This window comes from Pectobacterium sp. HCp5_1 (assembly GCF_032905925.1).
In the GTDB taxonomy this organism is placed as follows: Bacteria; Pseudomonadota; Gammaproteobacteria; order Enterobacterales; family Enterobacteriaceae; genus Pectobacterium; species Pectobacterium brasiliense_A.
Map to the genome: position 1 here is coordinate 262391 of NZ_JAUMIO010000002.1, position 23482 is coordinate 285872.

Here is a 23482-nt window from a genome sequence, read left to right on the forward strand (position 1 = left end):
ACCCACATCGCACAGAGACAGCAAAAACGGCGAAAGCGGAAAGTACGCGACGATTTCCTACCATGATGGGCCCACCAGGGCTTTGAGGACTAATGATGAAAATGAAAACACTGACCACCGTCATTATGATTTCACTGGGTATCACCGGTGTACTCAGCAAATCAGCGCTGGCAGCCGACAAAGAACTTCTGGTATGGGAAGATATCAAGAAATCTGACGGCATCGCCGACGCGATCAAAGCCTTTGAAAAACAGAATAATGTCAAAATCAAAGTGCTGGAAACGCCTTACGCACAGCAGATTGAGAAACTCCGTCTGGATGGCCCGGCAGGAATCGGCCCGGATGTGATCGTGATGCCACACGATCAGGTCGGGACTGCCGTGGTTCAGGGATTGATTAGCGAACTGAAGCTGGATCAGACATTCCTGTCGAGTTTCACCAAGCCAGCACTGGAAGCCCAGACCTATAACGGTAAGCTGTATGGCGTGCCGAAAGCCGTTGAAACCACCGTGCTGGTGTACAACAAAGACTTGATGCCACAGCCGCCGGAAAAATTTGACGACCTGTTCACCTTCTCCAAGCAGCAACGTGCAGAAGGCCGTTACGGCCTGCTGGCGAAATTTGACGAAATTTATTACGCCTATGGCGTCATCGCTGGGATGGGTGGCTACATTTTCGGGCAGAACAGCAACGGTTCACCGAACGTAAAAGACATCGGTTTGGATAAACAAGCCACCATTGATGCCGTCAACTACATCAAGAAATTCTATGCCGATGGCCTGTTCCCACCAGGTATCGTCGGTGAAACCGGCGCTAACGCCATCGATTCCCTATTTACCGAGAAAAAAGCCGCGGCCGTCATTACTGGCCCGTGGGCATTCCAGCCGTACAAAAATGCAGGCGTAAACTATGGCGTCGCGCCACTGCCACTGCTGCCAAACGGCGAGCATCCACGTTCGCTGCTGGGCGTGAAAGGCTACAGCATTTCCACCTACTCCAAAAACAAAGAGCTGGCACAGAAATTCATTGAGTTCATCAATCAGCCTGAGTACGCCAAAGTCCGCTTCCAGTTAACCGGTGAAATCCCACCGATTGCTGCACTGGTTGACGATCCGCTGATTAAGGACGATGAAAAATCCCGTGCTGTCGCGATCCAGTCTGGCTATGCCGTTCCTATGCCGAGCGTACCGGAAATGCAGGAAGTCTGGACGCCAGCAAACAGCGCGCTACAGCTGAGCGTGACCGGTAAGCAGGACACCAAGGCGGCGCTGGAATCTGCCGTGAAGATTATCAAAATGCAGATCGAAGCTAACCACAGTAACCAGTAATCCCCCGCACCACCGTGGGTCAACATGGGATCCCTTGTCATCCCCAATCGATTTCGGGATGTGAGGGATACCCATGTTTTTAAGAGAATGGAGGTAGATGTGACCGTCAACGCCAGCGGCCTTACGCCACAAGAAAGAGGATGTCGCCACGCCAGAACGGCTGTATTGCTGGCGCTCGTCCCCGGACTCGGACAGATTTATAATCGCCAGTTCGTCAAAGGCACGCTTTTCTTTATCGTCATGGCCTGCTTCATCGGCATATTCCATGATTTCCTGCGAAACGGTGCATGGGGACTCATCACGCTGGGCACCGAGCTGCCGCGCGATCACTCTATTTTTCTGCTGGCAAAAGGCATTATCAGCGTGATCGTCGCCGCTTTTGGCGTCGGCGTTTACTATCTCAGCCTGCGCGATGCTTACGTGTGCGGTGCCAGACGCGATAAAGGCCTGCCGTTGAACAGCGTGAAGAAGCAATATCAGATGCTGCTGAGCGAAGGCTTCCCTTATCTGATGATCACGCCCGGCTTCATCCTGCTGGTCTTTGTCGTGGTTTTCCCGATTATTTTCGGCTTTTCCATCGCCTTTACCAATTACAACCTCTATCACACACCGCCCGCCAAACTGGTCGACTGGGTGGGAATGACGAATTTTATCAACATTTTCCGTCTCGATCTCTGGCGTTCGACGTTCTTTGACGTGCTGCAATGGACGGTGATTTGGACGCTGATTGCGACCACACTCCAGTGCGCCGTGGGCATCCTGCTGGCGATTTTGGTGAACCAGAAAGGCCTGCGCTTTAAGCCGCTGATCCGCACCATCCTGATTCTGCCGTGGGCGGTGCCGGGTTTCGTCACTATTCTGGTTTTCGCAGGGATGTTTAACGAAACGTTTGGCGTGATTAATAACGGCATTCTGGCCGCATTAGGGATTGAGCCTAAAGCGTGGATGACCGATCCGTTCTGGACCAAGACCGCGCTGATTCTGATGCAAACCTGGTTAGGCTTCCCGTTTGTGTTCGCTATGACGACGGGCGTATTGCAGGCGATTCCTGACGATTTGTACGAAGCCGCGACGATTGACGGAGCCAGTAGTTGGTACAAGCTCACCACCATCACGCTGCCGCTGGTGCTCTACTCCATTGCGCCCATCATCATCACGCAGTACACGTTCAACTTTAATAATTTCAACATCATCTATCTGTTCAACAACGGTGGACCGGCGGTGATCGGCTCCAACGCGGGCGGGACGGATATTCTGGTGTCCTGGATTTATAAGCTGACCATGTCTTCTTCCCAATATGCGATCGCAGCCAGCATCACCATTCTGCTGTCGATTTTTGTCGTGGGCGTCGCGCTGTGGCAGTTCCGCGCTACCAATTCCTTCAAACAAGACAACATGGCATAGGAAAGCGCGCAGATGAAAAAACACAGCGTTAAACGCCAGAATTTTATCAAACTCGGCCTGACCTACCTGTTGCTGACGATCGTGGCGGTCATCATTATTTATCCGCTGATCTGGACGGTAGGCGCGTCGCTCAACCCCGGCAACAGCCTGCTCAACACCTCGATCATCCCGGATAACTTCTCCTTCATTCACTATGAGGAGCTGTTTAACGGCCAGATTGACTACGCTGCGTGGTACTGGAATTCGATGAAAATCAGCTTCCTGACCATGATTCTGACGCTCATCAGCGTCAGTTTCACCGCGTATTCCTTCTCTCGCTTCCGCTTTCGCGGCCGCCAGAACGGGCTGATGCTGTTTCTGCTGTTGCAGATGATTCCGCAGTTCTCTGCCCTGATCGCCATTTTCGTACTGGCGCAGATGCTGGGACTGGTGAACAGCCATATCGCGCTGGTGCTGGTTTACGTCGGCGGCATGATCCCGATGAACACCTATCTGATGAAAGGCTATCTGGACGCTATTCCAAAAGATTTGGATGAGTCCGCGCGTATGGACGGCGCGGGTAACTTCCGCATCTTTATCGAGATCATTATGCCGCTGTCCAAGCCGATCATCGCGGTGATCGCCCTGTTCTCGTTTACCGGTCCGCTGGGTGACTTCATTCTCTCCAGCACCATCCTGCGCACGCCGGATCAGTACACGCTGCCCATCGGGCTGTACAACCTGGTCTCGCAGAAGATGGGGGCTAGCTACACCACCTACGCCGCGGGTGCCGTGCTGATCGCGGTGCCGGTCGCCATTCTTTATCTTTCATTGCAAAAGTACTTTGTCTCCGGCCTGACCTCAGGCGGAACCAAAGGGTAATTACTCAACATCTGTACAAATTCCAGGAACGTAAAATGAAAATGAAAAAACGCGTACTGATGGCCGCCATGCTCGCAACTGGCCTGCTGACCGTCTCCCTGCCGCAAACCCTGTATGCCGCAGAAAATGTGACGATCAACAAATTGACGAACGTCCCTGCTGACTTCATTAAAGGCGCGGACATTTCCATGCTGAACGAGGTGGAAAAGCACGGCGGAAAATTTTATGACGAGAACGGCAAGCAGAAAGACGCCATGCTGATCCTGAAAGAAAACGGCATTAACTATATCCGTCTGCGCATCTGGAACGATCCGAAAGATGCGGCGGGCAATGGTTACGGCGGTGGTAACAACGATCTGGCGACCACGCTGGCGCTGGCTAAACGCGCCAAAGCGAACGGCATGAAAGTGCTGCTGGATTTCCACTACAGCGATTTCTGGACCGATCCGGCCCACCAAAACAAGCCCAAAGCCTGGTCTGGCCTCAACGTAGCGCAGCTCACGACTGCCGTACATGACTACACCAAAGCTACGATTAGCGAATTCCAGAAAGCGGGCGTCATGCCGGATATGGTGCAGATCGGTAACGAACTGAACGGCGGGATGCTGTGGCCGGAAGGAAAAAGCTGGGGTCAGGGCGGCGGTGAATTCGATCGCCTCGCGGCGCTGCTGAAAGCCGGTATTCAGGGCGTGAAGGACGTACAGGGCGCGAATAACGTCAAAATCATGCTGCATCTGGCAGAGGGCACCAAAAACGACACCTTTATCTGGTGGTTCGATGAAATCGTCAAACGCAACGTCCCGTTTGATGTGATTGGCGCCTCGTTCTACACCTACTGGAACGGCCCTATCAGCGCGTTGCAGTACAATATGAACGACGTCACCAAGCGCTACAATAAAGACATCATTGTGGTTGAAGCCGCCTATGCCTACACGCTCGAAAACTGCGATAACGCGGAAAACAGCTTCCAGCAGAAAGAGCTGGATGCAGGCGGCTACCCGGCTTCCGTCCAGGGTCAGGCCAATTACCTGCACGATCTGATGCAAAGCGTCATCAACGTCCCCAATCAGCGTGGCAAAGGCGTCTTCTATTGGGAGCCAATCTGGCTGCCCACTCCCGGCGCAACCTGGGCTACGAAAGCAGGCATGAAATACAACAACGACGAATGGAAGGAAGGCAACGCGCGGGAAAATCAGGCGCTGTTCGACTGCAAAGGCAACGTACTGCCTTCCATCAAAGCGTTTAAGTAAGCCGCAAACCGTATTCAACACGTTGACAACCCGTTTAGGAGAGAACGATGTTCAAATTCCCCCCATTAAGCAGCAAGGTGCCTGTTCTGCTGCACGGCGCAGACTATAACCCTGACCAATGGCTGGACGATCCAGAGGTGCTGGAAAAAGACATTGAGATGATGAAGCAAACCCAGTGCAACGTCATGTCCGTGGGCATTTTCAGCTGGTCCGGGCTTGAGCCGGAAGAAGGTCGCTACGAATTTGGCTGGCTGGACAGCATCCTCGACACGCTGTATGCCAACGGTATCTTCGTTTTTCTGGCAACACCGAGCGGCGCACGCCCAGCCTGGCTATCGCAGAAATACCCAGACGTGTTGCGCGTGGGTAGCAACCGCGTGCGGGCGTTGCATGGCGGTCGCCATAACCACTGCCTGAGCTCGCCGAACTATCGCGAAAAAGTAAAACAAATGAATACCCAGTTGGCAAAACGCTACTCGCACCATCCTGCGGTGATCGGCTGGCATATTTCCAACGAATACGGTGGAGAGTGCCATTGCGATACCTGCCGCAGCACCTTCCAGAACTGGCTGAAAGCCCGCTACGGCACGATAGACGCGCTGAATAAAGCGTGGTGGAGCACCTTCTGGAGCCACACCTACACCGACTGGTCGCAGTTAGAGCCCCCGTCACCCATCGGTGAAATGTCGATTCACGGCCTGAATCTGGACTGGAAACGCTTTAACACCTCACAGGTTAGCGATTTCTGTGCCGCCGAAATTGCGCCGCTAAAAGCTGAAAACCCGTCTCTGCCAACCACGACGAACTTCATGGAATACTTCTATGATTACGACTACTGGCAGTTAGCGAAGGTCATCGACTTTATCTCCTGGGACAGCTACCCGCTGTGGCATAACGCAGAAGATGACTGCACGCTGGGTGCCTACACCGCGATGTATCACGACCTGATGCGTACGCTAAAAGGTGGGAAGCCCTTCTACCTGATGGAGTCAACGCCGAGCCTGACCAACTGGCAGCCGATCAGCAAACTGAAAAAGCCGGGAATGCATATCCTGTCTTCACTTCAGGCTGTCGCGCACGGGTCAGACTCCGTGCAGTACTTCCAGTGGCGTAAGAGCCGCGGCTCCGTTGAGAAATTCCACGGTGCCGTCGTCGATCATGTCGGACATATCGACACCCGCGTCGGGCGTGAAGTGCAGGAATTAGGTGACATACTCAACAAACTCGCACCGGTGGCAGGCAGTCGGGTTGACGCCAACGTCGCCATCATTTTCGACTGGGAAAGCCGCTGGGCGATGGACAACGCCCAAGGGCCGCGCAACGCGGGGCTGTTCTACGAAAAAACCGTCACTGAGCATTATCGTACGTTCTGGGAACAGGGCGTAGCGGTAGATATCATCAACGCCGATGTCGACCTCAGCGGCTATCAGCTCGTCATCGCCCCGATGCTCTACATGGTGCGTGATGGCTTTGCCGAACGCGTCGATGCCTTCGTCAAACAGGGCGGCCGCTTCGTCACCACCTACTGGTCTGGCGTCGTCAACGAAACCGATCTGTGTCACCAAAACGGCTTCCCCGGTCCGCTGCGCCCGATCATGGGGATCTGGGCGGAAGAAATCGACGGGCTGTACGATCATGAAAGCAACAGCATCAGCGGTCTGGACGGTAACGAGCAACGTCTGGTCGGCCCGTATCAGGTCACCCACCTGTGCGAGCTGATTCATCTCGAAGGCGCGCGGGCGCTGGCAACCTATGACAGCGATTTCTATGCTGGACGTCCGGCCGTTACGGTCAATGATTACGGCAAGGGTCAAGCCTATTACATCGCGTCGCGCAACGATCTTGCCTTCCAGCGTGATTTCTTCACCACGCTGATACAGACGCTGGATCTACCGCGTGCGCTGCCGACCGACCTGCCTTACGGCATTGTCGCTCATCGCCGTGATGACGGGGAAAGTGAGTTTATCTTCGTACAGAATTACACGGCAACGCCGCAGCAGATCACGCTGCCTGCCGTCTACGAAGAAATGACTACGGGCAGCACGCTTTCAGGGGCGCTCGACCTGTCAGGCTACGGCTGCCGGATCCTACGCCGCGCATTGCAGTAAGGCTCATGCTTATTGATTAAGCCTTACGATACCGGGCGAGCACGGTGCAGAAGTTTCTACGGAACATCATCACCGTGTGTCGCCTAACAGTAATGTTACGTGAACGGCATTATCCTACGCACGCTGATAAACAAACGACGAGGTGACTACGATGGGCAAGATTCACAATTTTCGGAAATTGTTCGCATCAATGTTGGGTAAGCAAATTACCGAAATTGAAATCGCTTCACCGCTAGACAAAGAAAATTTGCAGCAGTTGGTCACCGCCTTTGGCGGCAAAGAAAATATCGTCAGTCTGGATGCTTGCATCACCCGCCTGCGGGTCGAGGTTCACAGCCTGCGGCTGGTCAACAGCGACAGCCTGCAAAAACTGGGCGCTATCGGCGTGATTATTGTCGGCCATCAGGTACAGGCTATCTTCGGCACCCAGTCGGATAACCTGCGCCGAGAGCTAGCCGCCTGGTTTGAGGATGATGGTGCAGAAGCTCGGTAGCGGTTTTAGACCTGCTTGGTCGCATTTTTATGTCACTATTGGGGCAGTTTCGTGCGCAATAATACCGTCATTTTCATGCTACCTCGTAGCACGCGCCCGACACGGGGCGGCTCAAACGCCGCTCGCCCCGTGACCCCTAGGCTTTTGGCGGAAATTATGCCGCTACGCGATCCCATCGGTATTCATGCCCGCTAATCGAGCCGCCAGTGACGCGTTCCCGACGCGGCACTGGCTTTCGCGGCGTCCATGCCGCTCACTCGGCGGTCAAGCCTACCGATGCATAATTTTTTACGCCGGATAACAACAAGGTCATCATAAGTCACGACATTATCGCGCACGAAACCATCTTCACGTCCGCATAAATATAAAAGTGTGCCGAAGCAAACCGCGTCCTAATAACGACTCGCACGATCCAGCAACTCAATATCTTCAGCCGGCAGTACCAGCCGCGTCGCGCCTGCGAGTTCAGCAACCTGCTCCAGCGATGTTGCACTGGCAATCGGGGCGGTGATACTCGGACGGGCGATCAACCAGGCCAGCGCAACCTGCGACGGCGTCGTCTGATGCGCATTCGCCACGCTATCCAATGCTTCCAAAATGGTACGGCCGCGCTCGTTCAGGTATTTTTCCACCACGCCCTGTCCGCGGGCACTTTTCGACGCGTCTTTTGGCTGGCGATACTTGCCCGACAGAAACCCGCTAGCCAGCGAATAGTAGCTAATGACCCCAATCCTCTGCTCACGCACCAGCGGTTCCAGCGCAGCTTCATAGCCCTGTCGATCGTACAAATTGTACTCCGGTTGCAGCGTTTCATACCGCGCCAGATGGTTAGCTTTACTGACTTTCAGCGCCTCAGCCAGACGCGCTGCGCTGTAGTTAGACGCCCCAATCGCGCGGACTTTACCCTCTTTAATCAGCGCATCAAACGTAACCAGCGTTTCTTCCAGCGGCGTGTCTTTATCGTCTGCATGGGCCTGATAAAGATCGATATAGTCAGTTTGCAAACGCTGTAATGAAGCCTCGACCGCCTGACGAATATAGCGAGGAGACAGCCCTTTCTTGCCATCGCCCAAATCCATCCCCACTTTGGTGGCAAGAATGACCTTGTCACGCTGACCGCTTTTTTTCAGCCAATTGCCGATGATGGTTTCAGATTCACCGCCCTGATTACCGGGAGCCCAACGCGAATAAACATCAGCGGTATCGATGAAATTCAGCCCGTGCGCCAGCAGCGCATCCAGCAGGCTGAACGATGTCGACTGATCGACCGTCCAGCCAAAGACATTACCGCCGAACGAGAACGGCGGCACCACGATTCCTGAACGTCCAAGCTCACGTGTGGTATTTGATACTGACATCATCACTCTCCTTTTGAATCATGCAGAAAACATCATAAAAACTTCGCCAACCTGCAACGCAAAACACGGCAGCGCCACTTTCTGTGTGGAATAAGAATAATGAATGAACAGAAAGACGCAGATAACGAGACGTAGCATTTAGTTTAGATAAAATCCCAAGGTATAATTGTTTTTTTGCGTTCTTCCTCTCATTTTTAATGCACGCGTTACATAAAATGACGTGGAAAATTAGGCCTGCCTCATATTTGGAGCACACATGTCCCTGTCCCATATCGCGCAATTTATTCTGGCGCTGGTTGTTGTTGCGGCGCTGGCGCTACTCGTCTGCCGCGATCGTAAAAGCATTCGTATCCGTTTCATTATTCAGTTACTCGTCATCGAAATTCTGCTCGCGTACTTCTTCCTGTACTCAAACGTTGGTTTAGGCGCAGTCAAAGGGTTCGCCGCAGTCTTCGAAAAATTACTCGGATTTGCAGGTCAAGGGACGGACTTCGTATTCGGTGACATGGTTAACAGTGAGAAGAACCTGATTTCCTTCTTCTTTAAAGTGCTCTGCCCTATCGTCTTCATTTCCGCGCTGATCGGTATCCTGCAACACATTAAAGTGCTGCCGATCATCATCCGCGCGATTGGTACAGTCCTGTCCAAAGTGAACGGCATGGGTAAACTGGAATCCTTTAACGCAGTCAGTTCCCTGATTCTCGGCCAGTCCGAAAACTTCATTGCCTACAAAGACATTCTGGGCAAGATGTCCGAAAAACGCATGTACACCATGTCCGCGACCGCCATGTCGACCGTTTCGATGTCTATCGTCGGTGCGTACATGTCGATGCTGGATGCCAAATTCGTGGTTGCCGCGCTGATTCTGAACATGTTCAGCACCTTCATCGTGCTGTCGTTGATTAACCCTTACAAAGTCGGTGAAGAGCAGGAATTGCAGTTGGGTACTCTGCATGAAAATCAGAGCTTCTTTGAAATGCTGGGTGAATACATCCTGGCAGGCTTCAAAGTTGCCGTTATCGTTGCAGCGATGCTGATCGGCTTCATTGCATTGATTGCCGCGGTCAACGCCGTTTTCAGCGCCATTTTTGGCATCAGCTTCCAGGACGTCCTCGGCTACGTGTTCTATCCGTTCGCCTGGATCATGGGTATTCCGTCTCACGAAGCCCTTCAGGTTGGTAGCATCATGGCAACCAAACTGGTTTCTAACGAATTTGTCGCGATGCTGGAACTGCAAAAAGTGGCGGGCGAACTGTCTCCACGCAGCGTGGGCATCCTGTCTGTGTTCCTAGTGTCCTTCGCCAACTTCTCGTCCATCGGGATTATTGCCGGCGCGATTAAAGGCTTGAACGAACAACAGGGCAACGTGGTTTCCCGTTTCGGCCTGAAGCTGGTTTACGGTTCTACGCTGGTGAGCATCCTTTCCGCTGCTATCGCGGGTCTGGTGCTGTAATCCTTCATCGCGTTATAAAATTTTCATTGCTATCCGGCGGCCTTGTGCTGCCGGATTTTTTTTCCTACAAACCCTGACATATCTTCCATAATTCCTTCATTTTTGTCCGGCATCCCTTGTTTAAACTAGTAAAATAAGGCCATTGGTCTACTAACGTGCTGGGTATGACAGCCAACGCACATGCAGCGTGAACTATGCGGCTACGCCGTGCTTCCCGCGCAACCTGGAGAGAGTGATCCATCACTATGAATGCCAAACGTATCCGAGGCCTGCTGGTACTTGCCGCCGTTATCGCTATTGCCGTGCTGATCTGGCGCCATTTTACCCAGACGTCGCCTGCCACCTCCGGTGCGGGTGAGCAGCACGCCGCCCGTACGTCACATTCGGGAAGCAACAGCGGCGGCGGCGGACGCCGTGCCGCTATGCGCACGCTGGCCCCCGTGCAGGCAGCGCTGACGCAATCCGCTTCCGTGCCCTATTATCTGTCCGGTTTAGGCACCGTGACGGCAGCCAATACCGTAACGCTGCGCAGTCGGGTGAACGGTCAGTTGATGGCGTTGCACTTTCAGGAAGGGCAACAGGTTAAGGCTGGCGACTTACTGGCAGAAATCGATCCTCGTCCTTTTCAGGTTGAGTTGACGCAGGCACAGGGTCAGTTGGCAAAGGATCAGGCCGCACTGGCTAATGCCCGACAAGATTTAGCGCGCTATCAGCAGTTGGTGAAAACCAACCTGATCTCCCGTCAGGAGTTAGATTCACAGACCGCCGCTGTACGTCAGGCGGAAGGGACGCTAAAAGCCGATGAAGGTGCGGTAGCCAGCGCACAACTCCAGTTGGATTACAGCAAAATCACCGCCCCGATCGGCGGTCGGATCGGTTTAAAGCAGGTCGATGTGGGGAATTACATCACCAGCGGCGACACCAACGGTATTGTCGTGATTACACAGACCTACCCTATCGATGTCGTCTTTACCGTACCAGAAGCGGAAATCTCCACGATTCTGAGTGCGCAGAAGTCCGGTCAGCCGCCCGTGGTGGAAGCCTGGGATCGCGCCAATCAAACGAAACTCTCGCAGGGCATCCTGCTGAGCATGGACAACCAGATCGACGCCACCACGGGCACGATCAAGCTCAAGGCCCGTTTTGATAATCTGGACGATGCCCTCTTCCCGAACCAGTTCGTCAATATCCGCATGAAGGTCGATACGCTGAAAAACGCCATCGTCGCCCCTTCTGCCGCCGTGCAAATGGGCAACGAAGGCCGCTTCGTCTGGATTCTGAATGATAAAAACGAAGTCAGTAAACGTCAGGTCACCACCAGTATTCAGTACGGTCAGTTGGTTGTGGTGACGGCAGGACTGGACGCCGATGTGAAGGTCGTAACTGACGGTATCGACCGCCTGACCGAAGGCGCGAAAGTGGAAGTCGTGCCCTCAGCGCTGACGGAGAAAACGCCTGCCATCGCTGGGGAGAAATCCTGATGCAGGGTACCGTTCCAGCCAGCGGCGGTGGGCCGTCGCGCCTGTTTATTCTGCGTCCGGTCGCCACGACGCTGCTGATGATCGCTATTTTGCTGGCCGGTATCATCGGCTATCGGGCGCTGCCCGTTTCCGCTCTGCCCGAAGTCGATTACCCGACAATACAGGTTATTACCCTCTATCCCGGTGCCAGCCCCGACGTGGTGACCTCCGCGATTACCGCGCCCCTGGAGCGACAGTTCGGCCAGATGTCCGGGCTGAAACAGATGTCGACGCAGAGCGCAGGCGGCGCATCCGTCATCACGCTGCAATTCCAGCTTGAGCTATCGCTGGACGTCGCTGAACAGGATGTGCAGGCCGCCATCAATGCGGCCAGCAACCTGCTGCCTAACGATCTGCCCTACCCACCAACCTACAGCAAAGTGAATCCGGCGGATCCGCCGATTATGACGCTGGCCGTCACCTCCAGCGCCATGTCGATGACACAAGTTCAGGACATGGTGGACAACCGCATCGCGCAGAAAATCTCACAGGTGGCGGGCGTCGGGCTGGTGTCGTTAGCCGGTGGGCAACGTCCGGCGGTCCGGGTAAGGCTGAACGCGCCAGCACTGGCAGCGTACGGCTTGACCAGCGAAACGATCCGCACCGCGATTACCGCTGCCAACGTGAATTCCGCCAAGGGGAGTCTGGACGGCCCGACGCGCTCGGTCACGCTCTCCGCCAACGATCAGATGAAATCCGTTGATGATTACCGCAAGCTGATTGTTGCGTGGAAAAATGGCGCGCCGATACGGCTTCAGGATGTTGCGACGATTGAACAGGCGGCCGAGAACATTCATCTCGGTGCCTGGGCGAATCGGCAGCAGGCGATCATTATCAACGTTCAGCGCCAGCCGGGTGCCAACGTCATCACAACCACGGACAGCATTAGTAAGATGCTGCCCGCGTTGAAAGCCAGCCTGCCTAACTCCGTAGAGGTCACCACGCTGACCGACCGCACTACCAGCATTCGTGCCTCGGTGAAAGACGTCCAGTTCGAGCTGCTGTTAGCTATCGCGCTGGTCGTGATGGTGATTTACCTGTTCTTGCGTAACGCCGTCGCCACGCTGATCCCCAGCATCGCCGTGCCGCTGTCGCTGATTGGCACCTTTGCCGCCATGTATTTCCTCGGCTTCTCCATCAACAACCTGACGCTCATGGCGCTGACCATCGCCACCGGTTTCGTGGTGGATGATGCCATCGTGGTGATTGAAAACATCGCCCGCTATATCGAAAAAGGGGAAAAGCCGCTTAACGCGGCGCTGAAAGGCGCAGGGGAAATCGGCTTCACCATTATTTCCCTGACCTTCTCGCTCATCGCCGTGCTGATCCCGCTGCTGTTTATGGGCGATATCGTTGGACGCCTGTTCCGCGAATTTGCCGTCACGCTGGCGGTGTCTATCCTGATTTCCGCCGTCGTGTCGCTCACGCTCACCCCCATGATGTGCGCGCGAATGCTGAGCCATCAGTCGCTGCGTAAACAGAACCGTTTTACTCGTGCCAGCGAACGTTTCTTCACTCGCCTGATTGATGCCTACGGCGTCTCGCTGCGCAAGGTACTGAACCATCCGTGGCTGACGCTTAGCGTTGCGCTCGGTACGCTGCTGCTGACGGTTCTGCTCTATATCTGGATCCCGAAAGGCTTCTTCCCGATACAGGATAACGGCATTATTCAGGGCACCGTGCAGGCGCCACAGACGGTCTCGTTCAGCAATATGGCCGACCGCCAGCAGCGCGTTGCATCCATCATCATGAAAGATCCGGCGGTGGAGAGCGTGTCCTCGTTCATCGGCGTTGACGGCACGAATGCTGCGCTAAACAGCGGCCGACTGCAAATCAACCTGAAACCGCTCAGTGAGCGCAGCGAACGTATTCCAGAGATCATCAGCCGCCTGCAACAGCAAACGGCACAAATTCCCGGCATCCAGCTGTATCTGCAACCGGTGCAGGATCTCACCATCGACACCCAAATCAGCCGCACGCAGTATCAGTTTACGCTACAGGCGATGTCGCTGGATGAACTCAGCGCCTGGGTGCCAAAACTGATGACCGAACTGAAAAAACAGCCCCAGCTAGAGGATGTCAGCAGCGACTGGCAAGACGGCGCCGCAGTCGCCTACGTCAACGTGAACCGCGACAGCGCCAGCCGTTTGGGCATCACAATGTCACAGGTCGACAGCGCACTGTACAACGCCTTTGGTCAGCGACTGGTTTCCACCATCTATACGCAGGCCAGCCAGTATCGCGTGGTGCTGGAGCACGATACGACGAACAACACCGGTCTGGACGCGCTGAATGATGTGCGCCTCATCAGCAGCGATGGCGGCACCATTCCGCTCAGCAGCATTGCGACCATTGAAGAGCGTCAGGGACCGCTGGCGATCAACCATATCGACCAGTTCCCGTCGACGACGATCTCTTTCAACGTCGCTAAAGGCTATGCGCTGGGTGAAGCGGTGGATGCCATCACGCAGGCCGAACAGCAGATGAACCTGCCTGCGGATATCACTACCCGTTTTCAGGGCAGTACGCTGGCGTTCCAGTCGGCGCTGAGCAGCACCGTATGGCTTATCGTGGCGGCGATTGTCGCGATGTACATTGTGCTCGGCGTGCTGTACGAAAGTTTTATTCACCCGATCACTATCTTGTCCACCCTGCCAACAGCGGGCGTCGGCGCGCTGCTGGCGCTGATGATGGCGGGGAATGAACTGGATGTGATCGCCATTATCGGGATCATTTTGCTCATCGGGATCGTGAAGAAGAACGCCATCATGATGATCGACTTCGCGCTGGCGGCGGAGCGAGAACAGGGCATGAAACCTTACGACGCGATTTATCAGGCCTGTCTGCTGCGTTTCCGGCCGATTCTGATGACCACCATGGCGGCGCTACTCAGTGCGCTGCCGCTGATGCTGAGTACCGGCGTCGGCGCGGAACTGCGCCAGCCGCTGGGGATCTGTATGGTCGGCGGCCTGATCATGAGCCAAATCCTGACGCTGTTTACTACACCGGTGATCTACCTGCTGTTTGACCGTCTGGCGACGCGTTTCCGCCGTGTGCCGCGTCAGGAGGAAGAAACCGAGTGAAGTTCTTCGCCCTGTTCATCCACCGCCCTGTCGCCACCCTGCTGCTGACGCTGGCCATCGCGCTCTGTGGCGTACTGGGTTTCCGCCTGTTGCCGGTGTCGCCGCTGCCGCAGGTGGATTTCCCGGTGATCTCGGTCAGCGCCTCGCTGCCCGGTGCCTCGCCGGAAACCATGGCGTCTGCCGTCGCCACCCCACTGGAACGCGCACTCGGCAGGATCGCAGGCGTTAACGAAATGACCTCCACCAGCTCGCTCGGCAGCACGCGCGTCATTCTGGTGTTTAACCTCGATCGCGATATCAACGGCGCGGCGCGTGATGTACAGGCGGCCATTAACGCCGCACAGAATCTGTTGCCATCCGGCATGTCCAGCCGCCCGACCTACCGTAAAGTCAATCCGTCCGACGCCCCCGTCATGATTCTGACGCTGACCTCGGATACCTACAGTCAGGGGCAGCTGTACGACTTTGCGTCTACCCAGCTCTCGCAGAAAATTTCTCAGATGGAAGGCGTCGGCGATGTCTCCATCGGCGGGAGCTCGCTCCCCGCCGTGCGCGTCGCGCTGAATCCGGTGGCGCTGTTTAATCAGGGCATTTCCCTTGATGAGGTACGGCAGGCCATTGCACAGGCAAACGTGCGTCAGCCGCTGGGGAATGTGGAAAACAGCCAGAAAAGCTGGCAGATACAAACTAACGATGAACTCAAAACCGCCGATGCCTATGCGCCGCTGATTATCCATTACAACAACGGCGCTGCCGTCCGCCTGAGTGACGTCGCCACAGTAGAAGATTCGGTGCAGAACGCCCGTAACGCGGGGATGGCAAACTCGAAACCGGCGATTCTGGTGATGATTCGCCGCGCGCCGGATGCCAACATTATTACCACGGTAGACAATATCCGCGCCGCGATGCCGGAACTGCGTGCCAGCCTGCCAGCCGAAATACAGCTGGATGTCGCGCAGGATCGTTCGCCCACTATTCGCGCGTCGCTGGCAGAAGTCGAGCAATCGCTGATTATCGCCGTCGCGCTGGTTATTCTGGTCGTCTTCCTGTTCCTGCGTTCCGGCCGCGCAACCGCTATTCCGGCATTGGCCGTCCCGGTATCGCTGATCGGCACCTTTGCGGCGATGTACCTGTGCGGCTTTAGCCTGAACAACCTGTCGCTGATGGCGCTGACCATTGCCACCGGCTTCGTGGTGGATGATGCTATCGTGGTGCTGGAGAATATTTCTCGCCACATCGAAGCAGGCATGAAGCCGCTACAGGCATCGTTGCAGGGCGTACGCGAAGTGGGGTTCACCGTCTTGTCCATGAGTCTGTCGCTGGTTGCCGTGTTCATCCCACTCCTGCTGATGGACGGCTTGCCGGGGCGGCTATTCCGTGAATTCGCCGTCACGCTGTCAGCGGCGATCATGATTTCGCTGCTGATCTCGCTCACGCTCACGCCGATGCTGTGTGCACGACTGCTGCGTGCCGTGCCCAAACGCAGCCAGCCGCGCAAGCGCGGTGTTAACCGTGTCCTGTTGGCGATGCAACAAGGCTACGGACGCTCTCTGAAATGGGTGCTCAACCATGCACGCTGGGTGTTACTGCTCCTGCTGGGCACCATCGCGCTCAACGTCTGGCTGTATATCAGCATTCCGAAAACCTTCTTCCCGGAGCAGGATACGGGCCGGCTGATGGGCTTCATTCAGGCCGACCAGAGCATTTCTTTTCAGGCCATGACGGTGAAACTCCAGAACTTCATGACCATTGTCAGCAGCGACCCAGCGGTGGATAACGTGAACGGGTTTACCGGCGGATCGCGCACCAACAGCGGGTCGATGTTTATTTCGCTTAAGCCGCTGTCCGAGCGCGATGTGTCGGCACAACAGGTGATCAGCCGCCTGCGCGTCAAGCTGGCAAAAGAGCCCGGGGCCAACCTGTTTTTAATGCCGGTGCAGGATATTCGCATCGGCGGACGGGAAGCGAACGCCGGGTATCAGTACACGCTGCTGTCTGACGATTTGAGCGAGCTGCGCGTCTGGGAACCCAAGATTCGTGCGGCCTTCAGCAAACTGCCTGAACTGGCAGACGTCAACTCCGATCAGCAGGATAAAGGGGCGGAAATGGCGCTCACCTACGATCGCGATGCGATGGCGCAGCTCGGCATCAGCGTCTCTGCCACTAACGCGCTGCTCAATAACGCCTTCGGACAGCGTCAGATTTCGACCATTTACCAGCCGCTAAACCAATATAAGGTGGTGATGGAAGTAGACGACGCTTACACGCAGGACGTCAGTTCACTGGATAAAATGTTCGTGATCAATAACGAAGGTAAGCCTATTCCGCTCTCTTACTTCGCCAGTTGGAAGCCGATCAACGCGCCGCTGTCGGTGAACCATCAGGGACTGTCCGCCGCCTCGACGATCTCTTTTAACCTGCCGGAAGGCACCGATCTGTCCAGCGCGACGGCGGCAATAGAAAGGACCATGACGTCGCTGGGCGTGCCGTCAGCGGTACGCGGCCAGTTCTCCGGTACCGCACAGGCGTTCCAGCAGTCGCAGTCTTCCCAGTTGTTACTGATTCTGGCGGCGATTATTACCGTGTATATCGTGCTCGGCGTGCTGTATGAGAGCTACGTGCATCCGCTGACGATTCTGTCCACCCTCCCCTCCGCGGGCGTGGGCGCACTACTGGCGCTGGAGTGGTTCGGTGCGCCGTTTAGTCTGGTGGCGCTGATTGGCATCATGCTGTTGATTGGGATCGTGAAGAAGAACGCGATCATGATGGTGGATTTCGCGCTGGTGGCACAGCGCAGCGGTGGGTTGAGCGCGCAGGACGCCATTTTTCAGGCCTGCCTGCTGCGTTTCCGCCCGATAATGATGACCACGTTAGCCGCGCTGTTTGGCGCACTGCCGCTGGTGCTGACCAGCGGCGACGGTGCGGAGCTACGGCAGCCGCTCGGCATCACGATTGTCGGCGGGCTGGTGATGAGCCAAATCCTCACGCTGTATACCACCCCGGTGGTGTATCTGTTTTTCGACAAACTGAGGAATATTCGGCGCAAAGCCCCGGAGAAGGATTTGTCACTGCCGTGACGGAATAGGATTAGCGTTAGCTATCTAATTAATATGCTATTTATGGGGATATTTCGTGCGCTTAACGTTCGCTGTTTTTCTGGTAGCGCCCCGAACGCGCCCGACCAAGGGCGGCTCAATTGCCGTCGCCCTTGGAACCCTGGCTTGTGGCGATAAATTGTACCGCTACGCGGTGCCTTCGCCGAAAGCAGTCTCTTTACGGGCCGCCAGTGACGCGCTCCAGGCGCGGCACTGTCTTTCGTGGCGTCCATGCCACTCACCCGTGAGCCAGCTTACGCCTCAGTACAATTTTTTACGCCGAGGAAAATGTTAAGCGCAAGAAGTGACAGAAAAGGAATATACAGCTCGCAACGAACTCCCACCTTGGCGTAAATGATGCTGAGGAGGAGATGATCTCTCGGATGAGCGGCAGGACGCCGCGAAAGTCGCTGCCGCGTCGGGAACGCGTCAGCGGCGGTCCGAATAAGAGAGCATTGACGACGAAGGAATCGCGAAGCGGCATCATTTCCCGCCAAACAGCCTGGGTTCACAGGGCGGCGGCGACTGAGCGCCCCTGTGTCGTGCGCATACGGAAAACATGCAGAGAAAAACAAATGTTAAGCGCACGAAACCTCGCCAAAAGAACAAGTTACACAATCGGGTGTCGGCATATGTATTCACCAGCTATCCATTTATCACTTAATCAGGGGGAATCTGAAACATGATGAATTCCGCCTCTGTCCGCTGGCAGCTCTGGATTGTTGCCTTTGGCTTCTTTATGCAGACGCTGGATACCACCATCGTGAATACCGCGCTGCCGTCAATGGCTGCGAGTCTGAATGAAAGCCCGCTGCATATGCATTCGGTGATTGTTTCCTATGTGCTGACCGTCGCGGTGATGCTGCCTGCCAGCGGGTGGCTGGCGGATCGTATCGGTGTGAAGAACATCTTTTTCACCGCGATTCTGCTGTTTACGCTCGGATCGCTGCTGTGCGCCAGGTCGGAAACGCTGAATGAGCTGCTGGCCTCGCGCGTTATTCAGGGGATCGGCGGTGCGATGATGGTGCCGGTCGGCCGGCTGACGGTGATGAAAATCGTCCCGCGCGATCAGTATATGGCGGCGATGACCTTCGTGACGCTGCCCGGCCAAATTGGCCCACTAATGGGACCGGCACTCGGCGGCTTTCTGGTGGAATACGCCAGTTGGCACTGGATCTTCCTCATCAACCTGCCCGTTGGCCTTATCGGCGCGCTAGCCACCTGGTTCCTGATGCCCAATTACACCATGCGGACGCAGCGCTTTGACATCAGCGGCTTCCTCTGGCTTGCCGTCGGTATGGCCACGCTGACATTGGCGCTGGACGGCAACCGCAGTCTGGGCATTCCGCCGCTTGCCATTTTTGCGTTAATCGCCGCAGGGCTGATCGCGCTATTAAGCTATTGGCTGCACGCCCGTCACAACAAGCGGGCGCTGTTTAATCTGCATCTGTTCGACACGCCGACCTTCTCTATCGGCCTGAGCGGTGGGCTATTGGCGCGCATCGGCAGCGGTATGTTACCGTTTATGACTCCACTGTTTTTACAGTTGGGAATGGGCTTTTCTCCGTTCCACGCCGGGCTGATGATGGTGCCGATGGTGTTAGGCAGCATGGGTATGAAGCGGATCGTGGTGCAGGTCGTTAACCGACTCGGCTACCGCCGCGTGCTGATTATCTCCACGCTGCTGCTGGCGCTGGTCACGGCGCTGTTCGCTCTGGTCGCGCTGATGAAATGGATCTGGATGATCCCGATTGTGCTGTTCTTCCTCGGCACGGTGAACGCCGTTCGCTTCTCCACCATGAACACGCTAACCCTGAAGGATCTGCCGGATACGCTCGCCAGCGGCGGGAATAGCCTGCTGTCGATGACCATGCAGCTGTCCACCAGCCTCGGCGTCAGCATCGCAGGCATTCTGCTGGGCATGTTTTCCCAGCCGCACATGGCGGCGGGAAGCGGAGAAACGCACATGGTGTTTATTTATACCTATCTCAGCATGATCGTCATTATCGCCCTGCCTGTGTTGATTTTTAACCGCGTCCCGGCGGACAGCGTCAAGCAGTCAACGCTGCCGCGTAAATCGTGAGGTCGTCATGAAATTCGGAATCACCGCCAAACTGTTCCTCGCGATTTTCGCCACCTGCATGCTGGTGCTGATTACTATGCACTGGGGCGTGCGCGCCAGCTTCGAGCGCGGCTTTATCGACTACATTAAACGCGGCAACGAGCAGCGGGTCATGCAGCTACGCGATGCGCTGGCGGAGCAATATCAGCTGCACGGCGACTGGTCATTCCTGCGCAACGATGAGCGTCTGGTGTTCAAGATGCTGCACTCGCTGGATCAGAACAGCGACACCGACAACAGTATGCAGGGGCTGCGGGTGCGCCTGTGGGTGCTGGATACCAGTAAACGCAAGCTGTTCGGCTCTCCGGCACCGATCCCCAATGAAGGCACCTGGCAGCCGATTCAGGTACAAAACCAGACGGTCGGCTGGGTTGTTGCGTCGCCCGTCGAGCGCCTGACCCGCAACGCCGACATCAGCTTCGACAGGCAGCAGCAGCGCACCAGTTGGCTGATTGTCGCGCTCTCGACGCTACTCGCCGCCATCGCCACCTGGCTGACCGCGCGTGGCCTGCTCGCGCCCGTCAAACGGCTAGTCAGCGGCATGCACAGTTTGGCCTCGGGCGATTTCAGCACCCGTGTAACCGCCAGCTCGCACGATGAACTGGGCAGGCTGGGACAGGATTTCAATCAGCTTGCCATCACGTTGGAAAAAAATGAGCAGTCTCGCCGCGCGTTTATGGCTGACGTCTCTCACGAATTGCGCACGCCGCTGGCGGTGCTGCGTGGCGAGCTGGAAGCCTTGCAGGATGGCGTGCGCAAGCCCGATTCGCATTCTCTGCATTCGCTCCAGTCTGAGGTCACAACGCTCACCAAACTGGTGGACGACCTGCATCAACTCACCCTGTCCGATCGTGGGGCGCTGGCCTACCGCAAGGCGTCTGTAGACGTGGTGCAAATTCTGCATATTGCTATCGCCGCGTTTCATGAACGTTTCCAGAAAAAGCAGATTACGCTCACCACCGATTTACCCGCGCAGGCGAGCGTCTTTGGCGATCCAGACCGGCTCAGTCAGCTGTTTAACAATTTGCTGGAAAACAGCCTGCGCTACACTGATGAGCAGGGTCAGTTGACCATTGCGGTTATTCAGCAGCATAAACGCTGGGCGATTATCTGGCAGGACAGCGCCCCCGGCGTGACCGACGAGCAGCTCACGATGATTTTCGAACGTTTTTACCGTGCGGAAAGTTCGCGTAACCGCGCCAGCGGCGGCTCCGGGCTGGGGCTGGCAATCTGCAATAATATCGTTGAGGCACATAGCGGACGTCTGTATGCTGAACATTCGCCATTAGGGGGTGTGATGATTACCATCGAGCTTCCCTTGCACGAACCTGATTAAGATTCACATCTAAATAAGCAGAGCTATGACAACCGTACCCGATTTCGCTATGGCGTCACCGATTCTCATCGTCGAAGACGAGCCCAAATTGGGGCAACTGCTGGTGGATTACCTTCAGGCAGCGGACTATGCCACGCACTGGCTGCCCAACGGCAATGATGTCGTCGAGTGGGTGCGGCAGCATTCCCCTTCCCTCATTTTGCTGGATTTAATGCTGCCGGGCTGCGACGGCCTGACGCTCTGCCGCACCATCCGCCAATTTTCCAACGTGCCAATTATCATGGTCACCGCACGCAGCGAAGAGATCGATCGCCTGCTGGGGCTGGAAATTGGTGCCGATGACTATATTTGTAAGCCCTTCAGCCCGCGCGAAGTGGTCGTGCGCGTCAGAACGCTGTTGCGCCGCTGCGGCTGGCAGAATGACGGACTGAAAGCCGCAGAGAAAACCGAAACGGCCCTGTTGATTGATAAAAGCGGCTTTCAGGCCAGCTATCTGGGGCAGAATCTCGATCTCACACCAGCAGAGTTTCGCCTGCTCAAGACGCTTTCCGCCGAGCCGGGTAAGGTGTTTTCCCGCGAGGCGCTGCTGGATAAGCTCTACGACGATTACCGCGTCGTGACCGACCGCACCATCGATAGCCACATCAAAAATCTGCGTCGCAAGCTGGAACAGTTGGACGAAGAGACCTCATTTATCCGCACGGTATACGGCATCGGCTATCGCTGGGAAGCCGCGCCCTGTAATGAGGTGTAACACCCAGCGCCTTATGATGTTATGGAGACCATTTTGAACGGACCAGACCCTGATAACCGCTACCCCATGGCCGGTTTCCCCCAAGTGTGTTTCATCAAGAATATTGTCACCAACCCGAATATTGAAATTGGCGACTACACCTATTATGACGATCCTGATGGCGCAGAAAATTTCGAGAAAAACGTGCTCTATCACTATCCGTTTCTCGGCGATAAATTAATCATCGGTAAATTTTGCGCTATCGCACGTGGCGCTAAATTTATCATGAACGGAGCCAATCATCGACTTTCCGGCCTGTCGACTTACCCATTCCAGATTTTTGGCAACGGCTGGGAGAAAGTGACACCCAAGCCCGGCGATCTACCATACAAAGGCGACACGCTCATCGGCAATGATGTCTGGATTGGCTATGACGCGCTGATCATGCCCGGCATCCGCATTGGAAATGGCGCCATCATTGCGTCACGCGCCGTGGTCACCGCCGATGTGCCCGCTTATACGGTCGTTGGCGGCAATCCGGCCAAAATCCTTAAAGCCCGTTTTGCGCCGGACGTCATCGAGGCACTGGAAACGCTGTGTTGGTGGGACTGGCCGATAGAAAAAATCACGCGTCATCTGGAAATCATCGCAGCAGGTGATATTGCGGCACTGCAAGCTGGCCATCTGTCCGAATAACCGTCTTCCATTCCATACGAATTCATTCCACACGAAAAAGAGGCTTTCACGATAATGACTGCGCTATTTTCCGAAACCACCAAAATCGAGACTCCTCGCCTGCTGCTGCGCCCGCTTTATCGTGATGATGCGCCAGCGCTGTTCGCCTTTATGTCCGATCCGGTTGTGATGCGCTTCTGGAACCATCCGCCCTGGCAACACATCGAGCAGGCGCACGACGCGATTGACGAATACTGGAGCGCGCTGTGCGCCGGGCAACACATGAAGCTGGGTCTGGAAGTTAAAGAAAGCGGCGAACTGATCGGCACCTGCGTGCTGTTCAACCTTGAGATTGAGTCTAAACGCGCCGAAATCGGCTACTGTCTGGCGGCGAGCGCGCAAGGCAAAGGCTATATGGCGGAAGCACTCTCTGCGCTGCGGGATTTTGCCTTTGAAACAGCGGGACTCAGCCGACTGGAAGCCGAAATCGATCCCCGCAATGTGGCGTCAGCCCGCTCGCTGGAACGACTGGGATTCACGCAGGAAGGGCTATTGAAACAGCGTTGGATCGTCGACGGCGAGGTGTCCGACTCTGCGCTATACGGCCTGCTGGCGGCTAAACGTTAGCCACCCCCCTTCCCAGTCTGGTCAAAAATACTGTCT

At 55.7% G+C, this 23482-nt stretch carries 16 protein-coding genes; 15 read left to right on the forward strand and 1 reads right to left on the reverse strand.

Translation table 11 applies throughout. From position 1 onward, the window contains the following. Positions 1–95 precede the first annotated feature (95 nt). From Q3A88_RS02750 to Q3A88_RS02775, 6 genes are all read left to right on the forward strand, one after another. A complete protein-coding gene (locus tag Q3A88_RS02750; RefSeq protein ID WP_039284604.1) occupies positions 96–1328 on the forward strand; it encodes an extracellular solute-binding protein in 1233 nt (410 codons plus the stop codon). A gap of 87 nt (positions 1329–1415) precedes the next feature. Further along, entirely contained in the window at positions 1416–2732 is a 1317-nt protein-coding gene (locus Q3A88_RS02755) for a carbohydrate ABC transporter permease (protein ID WP_110162115.1), read from the forward strand. Positions 2733–2744: 12 nt separating this feature from the next. After that, positions 2745–3593: a sugar ABC transporter permease gene (locus Q3A88_RS02760; RefSeq protein WP_010285626.1), complete on the forward strand. Its 849-nt coding sequence runs from the start codon at positions 2745–2747 to the stop codon at positions 3591–3593. 35 nt (positions 3594–3628) lie between these two features. Continuing rightward, the gene (locus Q3A88_RS02765; RefSeq protein WP_039515483.1) at positions 3629–4843 is read left to right on the forward strand and encodes an arabinogalactan endo-beta-1,4-galactanase; all 1215 of its coding nucleotides are present in this window, start codon (positions 3629–3631) and stop codon (positions 4841–4843) included. Between the two features lie 47 nt (positions 4844–4890). Beyond that, positions 4891–6951, forward strand: coding sequence for a beta-galactosidase (locus Q3A88_RS02770; RefSeq protein WP_317177365.1), 2061 nt, complete (start codon positions 4891–4893; stop codon positions 6949–6951). Positions 6952–7102: 151 nt separating this feature from the next. Further along, a complete protein-coding gene (locus Q3A88_RS02775; RefSeq protein WP_010301002.1) occupies positions 7103–7444 on the forward strand; it encodes a glucose PTS transporter subunit EIIB in 342 nt (113 codons plus the stop codon). A gap of 392 nt (positions 7445–7836) precedes the next feature. Here the strand turns inward: Q3A88_RS02775 and Q3A88_RS02780 are convergent, their stop codons facing one another. Further along, positions 7837–8802 carry an aldo/keto reductase gene (locus Q3A88_RS02780; RefSeq protein WP_317177383.1) on the reverse strand — a complete coding sequence of 322 codons (966 nt, stop codon included), beginning with the start codon at positions 8800–8802 and terminating at the stop codon, positions 7837–7839. Between the two features lie 262 nt (positions 8803–9064). Here Q3A88_RS02780 and Q3A88_RS02785 point away from each other — a divergent pair, with 262 nt between their 5' ends. From Q3A88_RS02785 to Q3A88_RS02825, 9 genes are all read left to right on the forward strand, one after another. Further along, a complete protein-coding gene (locus Q3A88_RS02785; RefSeq protein ID WP_317177384.1) occupies positions 9065–10255 on the forward strand; it encodes a NupC/NupG family nucleoside CNT transporter in 1191 nt (396 codons plus the stop codon). A 245-nt stretch (positions 10256–10500) separates the two neighbouring features. Continuing rightward, positions 10501–11736: an MdtA/MuxA family multidrug efflux RND transporter periplasmic adaptor subunit gene (locus tag Q3A88_RS02790; RefSeq protein WP_317177366.1), complete on the forward strand. Its 1236-nt coding sequence runs from the start codon at positions 10501–10503 to the stop codon at positions 11734–11736. Continuing rightward, positions 11736–14858 (forward strand): MdtB/MuxB family multidrug efflux RND transporter permease subunit, encoded by a 3123-nt coding sequence (locus Q3A88_RS02795; RefSeq protein ID WP_317177367.1) that lies wholly within the window; start codon positions 11736–11738, stop codon positions 14856–14858. Before Q3A88_RS02790 ends, Q3A88_RS02795 begins: the two co-directional genes overlap by 1 nt. After that, positions 14855–17935: a multidrug efflux RND transporter permease subunit MdtC gene (gene mdtC, locus Q3A88_RS02800; protein WP_317177368.1), complete on the forward strand. Its 3081-nt coding sequence runs from the start codon at positions 14855–14857 to the stop codon at positions 17933–17935. The genes Q3A88_RS02795 and mdtC overlap by 4 nt, the downstream gene beginning before the upstream one ends. A gap of 700 nt (positions 17936–18635) precedes the next feature. After that, positions 18636–20036 (forward strand): MFS transporter, encoded by a 1401-nt coding sequence (locus Q3A88_RS02805; protein ID WP_317177369.1) that lies wholly within the window; start codon positions 18636–18638, stop codon positions 20034–20036. 7 nt (positions 20037–20043) lie between these two features. Beyond that, positions 20044–21411, forward strand: coding sequence for a two-component system sensor histidine kinase BaeS (baeS, locus tag Q3A88_RS02810; RefSeq protein ID WP_317177370.1), 1368 nt, complete (start codon positions 20044–20046; stop codon positions 21409–21411). 25 nt (positions 21412–21436) lie between these two features. Beyond that, positions 21437–22165 (forward strand): two-component system response regulator BaeR, encoded by a 729-nt coding sequence (gene baeR, locus Q3A88_RS02815; protein ID WP_317177371.1) that lies wholly within the window; start codon positions 21437–21439, stop codon positions 22163–22165. A 21-nt stretch (positions 22166–22186) separates the two neighbouring features. Continuing rightward, on the forward strand, positions 22187–22840 hold the full coding sequence (locus Q3A88_RS02820; RefSeq protein ID WP_205546810.1) for a Vat family streptogramin A O-acetyltransferase: 654 nt from the start codon (positions 22187–22189) through the stop codon (positions 22838–22840). Between the two features lie 54 nt (positions 22841–22894). Further along, complete coding sequence (locus Q3A88_RS02825; RefSeq protein ID WP_039509495.1) at positions 22895–23446, forward strand: GNAT family N-acetyltransferase; 552 nt, start codon at positions 22895–22897, stop codon at positions 23444–23446. Positions 23447–23482 lie beyond the last annotated feature (36 nt).